The organism is Phenylobacterium sp., assembly GCF_004799395.1.
Lineage (GTDB): Bacteria > Pseudomonadota > Alphaproteobacteria > Caulobacterales > Caulobacteraceae > Phenylobacterium.
This window is the reverse complement of record NZ_SSMZ01000049.1, coordinates 1-9256: the sequence shown is the minus strand read 5'-3', so window position 1 is coordinate 9256 and position 9256 is coordinate 1. Positions and strand designations below refer to the sequence as shown.

Annotated in this window: 10 protein-coding genes; 9 read left to right on the top strand and 1 reads right to left on the bottom strand. The window is 68.0% G+C overall.

Annotation, left to right across the window (positions count from 1 at the left end; translation table 11 throughout):
- Both E8A12_RS03335 and E8A12_RS03330 read left to right on the top strand, forming a co-directional pair.
- Nucleotides 1-435, top strand: a 435-nt coding sequence (locus E8A12_RS03335) for an rRNA adenine N-6-methyltransferase family protein (RefSeq protein WP_293366336.1), incomplete at its 5' end; no start/stop codon positions are given.
- Between the two features lie 112 nt (nt 436-547).
- The gene (locus E8A12_RS03330; protein WP_293366335.1) at nt 548-2053 is read left to right on the top strand and encodes a LysM peptidoglycan-binding domain-containing protein; all 1506 of its coding nucleotides are present in this window, start codon (nt 548-550) and stop codon (nt 2051-2053) included.
- On the opposite strand, the gene E8A12_RS03325 is transcribed toward E8A12_RS03330, so the two are convergent.
- A complete protein-coding gene (locus E8A12_RS03325; protein ID WP_293366334.1) occupies nt 2050-2907 on the bottom strand; it encodes an ATP-binding protein in 858 nt (285 codons plus the stop codon). The two genes, E8A12_RS03330 and E8A12_RS03325, sit on opposite strands and share 4 nt — an antisense overlap.
- A gap of 126 nt (nt 2908-3033) precedes the next feature.
- On the opposite strand from E8A12_RS03325, the gene yajC reads away from it, so the two are divergent.
- The 7 genes from yajC to E8A12_RS03290 all read left to right on the top strand — a co-directional run.
- Complete coding sequence (yajC, locus tag E8A12_RS03320) at nt 3034-3390, top strand: preprotein translocase subunit YajC (RefSeq protein WP_293366333.1); 357 nt, start codon at nt 3034-3036, stop codon at nt 3388-3390.
- 16 nt (nt 3391-3406) lie between these two features.
- On the top strand, nt 3407-5014 hold the full coding sequence (gene secD / locus E8A12_RS03315) for a protein translocase subunit SecD (protein WP_293366332.1): 1608 nt from the start codon (nt 3407-3409) through the stop codon (nt 5012-5014).
- Between the two features lie 12 nt (nt 5015-5026).
- On the top strand, nt 5027-6007 hold the full coding sequence (gene secF / locus E8A12_RS03310; protein WP_293366331.1) for a protein translocase subunit SecF: 981 nt from the start codon (nt 5027-5029) through the stop codon (nt 6005-6007).
- A gap of 13 nt (nt 6008-6020) precedes the next feature.
- Nucleotides 6021-6380 carry an Mth938-like domain-containing protein gene (locus tag E8A12_RS03305; protein ID WP_293366330.1) on the top strand — a complete coding sequence of 120 codons (360 nt, stop codon included), beginning with the start codon at nt 6021-6023 and terminating at the stop codon, nt 6378-6380.
- A 68-nt stretch (nt 6381-6448) separates the two neighbouring features.
- Complete coding sequence (locus E8A12_RS03300) at nt 6449-7063, top strand: urate hydroxylase PuuD (protein ID WP_293366329.1); 615 nt, start codon at nt 6449-6451, stop codon at nt 7061-7063.
- A gap of 67 nt (nt 7064-7130) precedes the next feature.
- On the top strand, nt 7131-7832 hold the full coding sequence (locus E8A12_RS03295; protein ID WP_293366328.1) for a squalene/phytoene synthase family protein: 702 nt from the start codon (nt 7131-7133) through the stop codon (nt 7830-7832).
- 115 nt (nt 7833-7947) lie between these two features.
- Nucleotides 7948-9256 (top strand): L-lactate permease (locus tag E8A12_RS03290; protein ID WP_293366327.1); only part of this gene is annotated, 1309 nt, incomplete at its 3' end.

The following is a 9256-nucleotide window of genomic DNA, read 5'->3' as shown; positions in this document are numbered from 1 at the left end:
CAGGCGCTGAAGGTCGACAAGCGCGACCGGGTGCTGGAGATCGGCACCGGCTCAGGCTACCAGACCACCATCCTCTCGAAGCTCTCGCGGCTGGTCTACACGGTGGAGCGATATCGGACGCTGATGCGCGAGGCCGAGGCGCGGTTCAAGGCGCTGGGCCTCACCAACGTGATCACCCGCTTTGGCGATGGCGGGGAGGGCTGGCCCGAGCAGGCGCCGTTCGACCGCATTATGGTCACAGCCGCCGCGTCTGATGAGCCGACGGCGCTGCTCGCCCAGCTGAAGCCCAGCGGCATCCTGGTGGCGCCGATCGGCAAGGGGCCGGTGCAGAGCCTCAAGCGCTACACCGGCGACGGCAAGGGGGGATTCACCATCGAGGCGCTTACCGATGTGCGGTTCGTGCCCCTCCTCGACGGGGTGGCGAAAGAACTTTGACGAAGACAAGCAAGAGGCCTGCGGCGGCTTTGCGGGTTGGCGCGATGGGGTCGATTAACCCATCATCAACCGTGACGCCCCGACTCATGCCCAAATACAATCCGGAGCGGCGATGACGCATTTCCTGCAGCGATCGGCCCTGATCTTCCTGGCCACGACGGCGCTTTGCGCGGCGCCGGCCCTCGCCGCGACGAAGCACAAGGCTGCGGCGGCCGCGGCCCCGACGGCCGCCAACGGCAAGATCGTGACGCTCAAGGGCGAGCGCGGCGCCTATGTGGTCAAGAAGGGCGATACGCTCGAGAAGATCGCCGACAAGCTCGACACTACCGTCGCCGAGCTGATGAGCGCCAATGGCCTGAAGAAGACCTCGGTCCTGCAGCCGGGCGACGTGGTCAAAGGCCCGGTGGTCGCCAAGAAGGCCTATGTAGTGGCCAAGGGCGACACTGTCTTCTCCATCGCCAAGCGGTTCCACGTCAGCGTCGAGGAGCTGCGCGAGGAAAACGACCTCTCCGCAAAGACCTCGATCCGGCCGGGCCAGAAGATTCGCCTGCCGGCCGATTACAAGGCGCCCGCCGTCGAGGCCGCCGACGATCAACCGGACGAAAAGGCCGACGCCGCGCCGCCCAAGAACGCCAAGGGCCGCAAGGGCAAGGCCGCCGAGCCGGCGGAGAGCAGCGGCGCCGCGCCGGACCGCTCGGCCCAGGGCACGGTGGCGACCCGCGAGGCCAAGGGCGAAAGCTCCAAGGTCAGGAAGGGCGACACGATCGCCAAGGTCGCCGACCGCCTCGACACCGACGTCGCCGCCTTGAAGCGGCTCAACCACCTGAAGGGCAACGCCGTCCACGCTGGCCAGGTGTTGCATGGCCCGAGCTTCGCCGAGCACTTCTACACCGCACAGCCGGGCGACACGCTCGCCGGCATCGCTCAGCGCTTCGGCGTCAGCGTCGCCAGCCTTCGCGCCGAGAACGAACTGTCGAAGCGCGTGCTTTCCGTGAAATCGGGGCAGAAGGTCTTCCTGCCGGAGGGCTACCACGACCGCGAAGCGCCGGTGGAGGCGCGGCCCCCGAACCGCTATCCGCAGCCCTACGTCCCCGGCGGCCGCGAAATCCCGACCCTGCCCGCGCACCCGATCCCCTACGCGCCGGCCGGCGGCCAGACTCCCCAGCCGGCCGCGCCCTCCACGCCTGCCCCGACCGACGCCCAGATCTCGCAGATGGGCAAGGGCCGCTTCACCTGGCCGATCACCGGGGCGATCCTCTCCGAATTCGGGCCCAAGCCGGCCGGCCAACACAACGACGGCATCGACATCCAGGCGGAACTCGGCGCTGCTGTGCGCGCCGCTGCCGACGGCGAGGTGGTCTATGCCGGCGACCAGGTGCCGGGTTTCGGCAAACTGGTGCTGATCCAGCACGCCGACGGCTGGAACACGGTCTATGCCTACCTCTCGCGGATCGACGTGAAGAACCACGAGAAGGTCATCCAGGGCCAGCAGATCGGCCAGGCCGGCGCCACGGGCGGCGTGTCCGAGCCGCAGCTCCACTTCGAGGCGCGCTACACGCCGAGCCCAGCGGAACGCGCGCGCCCGGTGGACCCGAAGCTCGTCTTGCCGAAGAACTAGAGCGGCAGGCTCTTCCCCAGCTCCCCCGCCAAGTCCCTGATGAACTGCCAGGCCACGCGGCCGGACCGCGCCCCGCGCAGTTGCGCCCACTGCAGGGCGCGGCGGTCCAGGTCGGCGGCCTTCAGGCCATATCGCTTCGCATAGCCCTGGACGGCGGCGAGGTAGGTCGGCTGGTCCATGGGCGGGAAGCCGATCCACAGGCCGAAGCGGTCGGAGACGCTGACTTCCTCCTCAGCGTCCTCGGCGGCGGCGACGAGGCCGCGGTCCTCCTGTTGGCCGGCTCTTTCACCGTGAGATCTGGGCATCAGGTGGCGACGGTTGGAGGTGGCGGCGAACAGCACATTGGCCGGCGGGCCGGAAACGCCGCCTTCCAGCGCCGACTTCAGCGCCTTGGCCGCGTCCGCGCCCTCCTCGAAGGAGAGATCGTCGCAGAGCACCACGAACCGCTCGGAGCGCGCGCGCAGGACGTCGAACAGGGCGGGAAGGGCGGTGACCTGGTCGCGGTCGACCTCCACCAGCTTCAGCTCCGGGGCCTTGGCCGCCACGTCCATGAACGCCGCCTTGGCCAGCGAGCTCTTTCCCGTGCCGCGCACCCCCCAGAGCAGGGCGTGGTTGCAGGGCAGGCCTGCGGCGAAGCGCTGCAGATTCTCGACGAACCGGTCCTTTTGCCTTTCGACGCCCACCAGCGCCGCCAGGGGCAGGGGATAGTCCGGCGCAGGGTGGAAGCCGCCGGTGGCCGGGTCGTGGCGGAACAGGCGCGCGTCCGCGAACGCCGGCTCGGCGGGCTTCGCGGGCGCCAGGCGTTCCAGGGCCTCGGCGATCCGCGACAGGATGGGTTCGAGTTCGTGTGTCATCCGCGCGACGCTTAGCCCGGCGTTCGGCGGCGTTCCATTGCAAATCGGGGTCGCAGCGCATAGCTTCCGCCGACTTCGAGCGGGGGTCCCCGAAAGACCGCCGCCGCACTGTTTTCCGGAGAGTCCATGTTCGCGACCCCAGCCTATGCTCAAGCCCTTGGCGGCGGCGCCCTCGGGGGCGGCGGCCCCATGGACATGCTGGTCCAGTTCCTGCCGCTCGTCGGCCTGGTTGTCCTCTTCTACTTCCTGATGATCCGCCCGCAGCAGCGGCGGATGAAACAGCATCAGCAGATGCTGGGCGGCCTGAAGCGCGGCGACAACGTCATCCTGTCGTCGGGCGTGCACGGCAAGATCGTCCGGGTCGAAGACGCCGATGTGGGTGTCGAAATCGCCACCGGCGTCACCGTGAAGGTGCGCAAGTCGATGATCACCGAGGTCCAGGCGCGCGGCGCGCCGGCCGCGGCCAACGACGCCAAGACCTGAAGAGCGCCTTCCCCTCATGATGAACCTTGCCCGCTGGAAGGTGATCGTCGTCGTCCTGGCGACGGTGCTCGGCCTCCTGTTCAGCCTGCCGAATGTCCTGCCGGCCCACGTGCGTGAAAGCCTGCCGGGCTTCATGCCGAAATCGACTCTGCACCTGGGCCTCGATCTGCAGGGCGGTTCCTATCTGCTCTATTCGGTGGACACCGCTGCGCTGCGCACCGAGCGCCTCACCAACATGGCCGAGGACGTCCGGACCGGTCTGCGTGACAAGAACATCGCCTTCACCGAGCTGGCGGTGATCAACGGTCAGATCGGCTTGCGGATCACCGACCCGACCCAGGTCACGGCGGCCGCGAACCTCTTGCGTGGGACGATCGGCGCGCCGCTGTCCGGCACGACCGGTGGGCGAGATGTGACCGTCTCCACCTCCGGCGACCAGCGCATTGTCGTGGCGTTCGTGCCGGCGGCCTTCGACGCCGAGGCGTCCAAGGCGGTCGAGCAGAACATCGAAGTCATTCGCCGCCGGGTCGACACGACCGGCGCCAAGGAAATCAATCCGGTTCGCCAGGGCAAGGATCGCATCGTTATCGAGGCGGCCGGCGAGAACGATCCGGAGAAGCTGAAGAGCCTGATCGGCCAGACCGCCAAGCTGACCTTCCAGATGGTCGACGACCAGGCCTCGCCGGAAGACATCGCCGCCGGCCGCATCCCGCCGGGCGACGAGGTGATCCCTTCCAGCGACGGCCTCGCACCGCAGTATCTGGTCAAACGGCGCGCGCCGATCACCGGCGAGATGCTGACCAACGCCCAACCGGGCTTCGACCAGCAGGGTGGCACCGGCGCATTGGTCCAGTTCCGCATGAACTCGCTGGGCTCGACGCGATTCGCCGAGATCACCCGCAGCAACATCGGCAAGCGCTTCGCCATCGTGCTCGACAAGAAGGTGATCGAGGCCCCGACGATCCAGGGCGTGATCCCGAGCGGGTCCGGCCAGATCACCGGCCACTTCACGCCGGAAAGCGCCAACGAACTGTCGGTGCTGCTGCGCGCCGGCGCCTTGCCTGCGCCCATGAAGGTCGAGGAGCAGCGGACCGTGGGCGCCGAACTGGGCGCCGACGCCGTCAAGGCCGGCGCCACCTCGGCCATCGTCGGCCTGGTCGCCACCATGATCTTCATGCTGCTGATCTACGGCGGCCTGTTCGGCGGCATCTCGCTGATCGCTCTGGCGGTGAACGCCGTCATGATCATCGGGGTGATGAGCTTCACCCAGGCGACCCTGACGCTCCCGGGCATCGCCGGCCTGATCCTGACCCTCGCCGTCGCCGTCGACGCCAACGTGCTGATCTATGAGCGGATGCGAGATGAACTACGCGCCGGGCGCAGCGTGATCGCCGCCATGGAGGCGGGCTTCGCGCGCGCCTGGGGCACCATCTTCGACGCCAACATGACTCACATCTTCTCGGCGCTGATCATGTTCAACCTGGGCTCCGGCCCGGTGAAGGGCTTCGCCTGGACCCTTGCGATCGGCGTGTTCACCACCGTGTTCTCCGCGGTCCTCGTCACCCAAGTGCTTCTCGCCTGGTGGTTCAAAACCGCCCGGCCGAAGACCCTGCCGATCGCCTAAGGACGCCAGCGCATGAAATTCTGGCCCTTCATCAAGGTTCTTCCGGTCCGCACCCACTTCCGATTCGTGCGGCTCGCCCGCGTGTTCTCGTCCCTGTCGGTGCTGGCGATCATCGGATCCCTGTTCCTGACGCTCTATCCGTTCAAGGCGCCCTGCGGGGGGCTGGCCTGCGGCATCGATTTCCAGGGCGGCACGGTGATGGATATCTCCACCGCGCCCCAGGCTGCCGATCCGGCGAAGATCCACGCGGCCCTGCAGGGCCTGAACCTGAACGAGACCGTGCAGACCGCGGGCGCGCCGGGCGCGGCGATCCTGCGCTTCGAAGCGCCCAAGGGTGCGGACATCAGCGCCACGGTGACCCGCGTCGAAGGCGCGCTCACCAAGGCCTTCGGCACGGTGAAGTTCGCCAGCACCGACGTCGTGGGCCCGACCGTCTCCGGCGAACTCTTGAGCAAGGGCCTCCTGGGTCTCGGCCTCGCGATCCTGGCGATGCTGCTCTACATCTGGTTCCGGTTCGAGCTGCAGTTCGGCCTCGGCGCGGTCGCGGCGCTGTTCCACGACGTGTTCCTGACCTTCGGCCTGATCGCCATCATGGGCCGCTTCGGCAAGATCGAGTTCGACCTGCGCTCCGTCGCCGCCATCCTGACCATCATCGGCTACTCGATGAACGACACCGTCGTGGTGTTCGACCGGTTCCGCGAAAACCTGCGCAAATACAAATCCATGCCGCTCGGTGAGGTGATCGACATGTCGATCAACGAGATGCTGACCCGGACGATCATCACCTCGATGACCGCGGTCCTGGCCCTGTTGGCGCTGGCCTTCTTCGGTGGGCCGACGCTCTATGGCCTGTCGGTGATCATGCTGTTCGGCATCGGCATCGGCACCTATTCGTCGATCTATATCGCCGCGCCGGTGATCATGCTCTGGGGCGTCAAGCGCGGCGGCGTCGATGAGCCGGCCGAACCGCTGAAGCCGCAGACCGTCCGGTAGACCGGCCGCGTCGATGGCTCGCGACGCACCCTCGATCGACGCCTATGGGGATGGCGGTTTCCGGCTGTCGGGGGAGCGCCACGAGGGCTCCCTCCTGATCGTCGGCGACAAGGCGCAGGCCTGGCCGGTGGCGACCTTCGCCGAGCTCACGGTGGAGTCGCTCGCGCCGGTGTTCGAGGCGGGTCGGGCGGAGGTGGAGTTCCTGCTGCTGGGCGTCGGGTCCCGCAACGCCCAGCCGCCGCGGGCGATCCGCGAGGCCTTGCTGGCGGCGGGCATGGGTCTGGAATTCATGGACACGCCGGCGGCGGCGAAGCTCTACAATGTGCTGACGTCGGAGGGCCGGCGGCTGGCGCTCGCCCTGATCGCCGTCTGAGCCGGTTTCCGGCTGCGTCAAAACGCCCTATACCTGACTGTCAGGGTAGGAATCGCGAGGGGCTTCCAATGGCCGGACTACTTTCTAACTTCCGCAACACCTTCATCGTCGGCTTCCTGCTGGCGGTGGTGATGATCGTCGCCTACGCCACCGGGCCGCAAGGGACCGGGCCGGCGTTCATCCAGGCGGTGATGCGCTGGATGCACGTGTTCTTCGGCATCCTGTGGATCGGGCTGCTCTACTATTTCAACTTCGTCCAGATCCGCGTCATGCCTCTGGTGCCGGCGGAGCTGAAGCCGGGGGTTTCGAAATACATCGCGCCTGAAGCGCTGTTCTGGTTCCGCTGGTCGGCGCTGGCGACGGTGATCATGGGCCTGGCGATCGCCGGCAGCCGCGGCTACATCGTCCAGACCCTGAGCTTCGGCCTGGCCGGGACCAGCGATCCCGCGAGCCACAAGCAGTACGCCCTGCTGGGCCTCGGCATGTGGCTGGGCATCATCATGATGCTGAACGTCTGGGGCATCATCTGGCCGAACCAGAAGCGCGCGCTCGGCCTCGTCGAGGCGGACGCTGACACCAAGGCGAAAGCGGCCCGCATCGCAATGCTGGGCTCGCGCACCAACATGATGCTGTCGCTGCCGATGCTGGTGGCCATGACCATGTCGCAGACCGTCTTCGGCTGACGGCGGCGATTTCGACGACGGGAAGGCCCGCCTTAACCGGCGGGCCTTTTCAATAGGGGCCATGTCGATGACCCAGATGAGCGAACTGGAAGCCTCGAGCGCCCAAAGCGGCGATCTGGACGCCACGATCCGTCGGGTCGATCCGGACCGGTGGCTGTCGAGCCGGTTTATCGGCGATATCGAAGCGCGCGCCGATGTGGTGGCCCTCTACGCCTTCGACAACGAGCTGGCCCGCGCGCCCAAGGTCGCCTCCAACGCCCTGCTTGGCGAGATGCGTCTGACCTGGTGGCGCGAGGCGCTGGATGAGATCTATGAGGGCCGGCCGGTGCGCCATCACCCGGCGGCCCAGGCTCTGGCCCGCGCCGTCGATCGGCGCGGGCTGGCCCGAGCGGACCTCGAGACCCTGATCGATGCGCGGTACCGGGAGCTCGATCCCGAGCCCATGGGCGAGGCGGACGTCCTTGACTGGGCCCGCGACACGGGTGGCGTGACGGCGCAGTTGGCCGCCCAGGTGCTGGACCCGGCGACCGAGGCGAAGATGGCGCTGGCCGGCGGTTCGGCCTGGGCGCTGGGCAAGCGCCTGGCCGCCGACCCCCCGCTCAAGCCCACCTTCCTGAAGGTGATCCACGCCGCCCGCAGCGCCTCGCGGTCCCTGAGCGTCGCAGCCTTTCCGGCCGTGGCGCATGCGGCTCTGGCCGGCCGACCCTCGACCAACGACTTCGCCCGCAGGCTGCGCCTCACCATCGCGGTCGCGCGGGGGAGGATCTAACCACGAAGCCGTCACGCGACCGGCGAGAAGCCGCTTGCCAATCGGCCGCGGTCCGCCGAGCTTCGCCGACGAGGAAGCCCATCAAGAGGCCGCCCTCAGGGATGGGAGGCTCCGGGTGTTCAAACAGCTTCTGACTCCGGTCGGCGACAGCCTGCCGTTTTCGTTCCTGGTCGCGGCTCTGCCGATCCTTACGGTCTTGCTGGTGCTGGGTGTCCTTCGCCGGCCTGCCTGGCAGGCGTCGCTGGGCGGCCTCGCCGTGGGGCTGGCGACCGCGACCATGGTCTGGAAGCTGCCAGTGACCCTGGCGTTGAGCTCAGTCGCCAACGGGGCGGTGTTCGCGCTCTGGCCGGTGATGTGGATCGTTCTGGCCGCCCTGCTTGTCTACAACATCGCCGTGGCCTCGGGGCGCTTTGACGCCTTCCGGTCCTGGCTGCTGACCAACGTGCCGAACGACCGGCGGATCGTGCTCATTGTCATCGGCTTCTGCTTCGGCGCGCTCCTGGAGGGCGTGGCCGGCTTCGGGACGCCCGTGGCGATCACCGGGTCACTGCTGATCCTCGTCGGATTTCCGCCGATCGAGGCCTTGGTCATGGTGTTGATCTTCGACACCGCCCCGGTCGCGTTCGGAGCGCTGGGGGCGCCGGTCACCGTGCTGGGCTCGGTGACCGGCCTTCCGACCCACGCGCTCGCGGCGATGATCGGCCGGCAGCTGCCGGTGATGGCGGCGATCCTGCCCTTCTACGTCATGGCGCTTTACGGCGGCTGGCGCTCGATCCGGGCGCTCTGGCCCGTGCTGCTGGTGGCGGGCTTAAGTTTTGCGGCCGGTCAGTTCGCGGCCTCAAACTACATCGACTATACGCTCACCGACGTGCTGGCCTCGCTGGTCTCGCTGATCGCGACCCTGGCCTTCCTGCGGGTTTGGCGACCGCCGCCGGACCCGGCCTTCGCGATCCAGGACGAGGCGGCGCTGGAAGCCCGTCCGGTGGGCGCGCCCCCGGCGTGGCAAGGTTGGCTGCCTTGGGCGATCATCTCGGCGACGGTGGTGCTTTGGACCACCTTCAAGGTCGCCAATATCGGCCAGCAGAACATCCACTGGCCTGCGCTGGACAAGGCGATCTCGATCACCCTCTACCACGACAAGCCTTACGCCGCGGTCTGGACGTTCCAGCCCTTGGCCACCGGCACTGCGATCCTCCTGGCCGCCATCCTCACCGCCGTGGCTGTCAGGCTTTCGCCCGTCGCCTTCTTCGGGTGCGCGGCGCAAACAGTGCGGCAGGCGTGGAAAGCGGTGGTGACGGTCATGCTGATCGTGGGCCTGGCCTACCTGATGAACTACTCGGGCCTAGCCTACACGCTGGGGCTGGGCGCGGCATCCACGGGACACGCCTTCGTGCTGCTGTCGCCGTTCCTCGGCTGGGTGGCGG

Excerpts from the sequence above, each read along its gene's own strand:
- E8A12_RS03305 (WP_293366330.1), top strand. The coding sequence starts at position 6,021 with ATGGCTCGCGACGCACCCTCGATCGACGCCTATGGGGATGGCGGTTTC.
- E8A12_RS03330 (WP_293366335.1), top strand. The coding sequence starts at position 548 with ATGACGCATTTCCTGCAGCGATCGGCCCTGATCTTCCTGGCCACGACG.
- E8A12_RS03325 (WP_293366334.1), bottom strand. The coding sequence starts at position 2,907 with ATGACACACGAACTCGAACCCATCCTGTCGCGGATCGCCGAGGCCCTG.
- secF (WP_293366331.1), top strand. The coding sequence starts at position 5,027 with ATGAAATTCTGGCCCTTCATCAAGGTTCTTCCGGTCCGCACCCACTTC.
- secD (WP_293366332.1), top strand. The coding sequence starts at position 3,407 with ATGATGAACCTTGCCCGCTGGAAGGTGATCGTCGTCGTCCTGGCGACG.
- E8A12_RS03295 (WP_293366328.1), top strand. The coding sequence starts at position 7,131 with ATGACCCAGATGAGCGAACTGGAAGCCTCGAGCGCCCAAAGCGGCGAT.
- yajC (WP_293366333.1), top strand. The coding sequence starts at position 3,034 with ATGTTCGCGACCCCAGCCTATGCTCAAGCCCTTGGCGGCGGCGCCCTC.
- E8A12_RS03300 (WP_293366329.1), top strand. The coding sequence starts at position 6,449 with ATGGCCGGACTACTTTCTAACTTCCGCAACACCTTCATCGTCGGCTTC.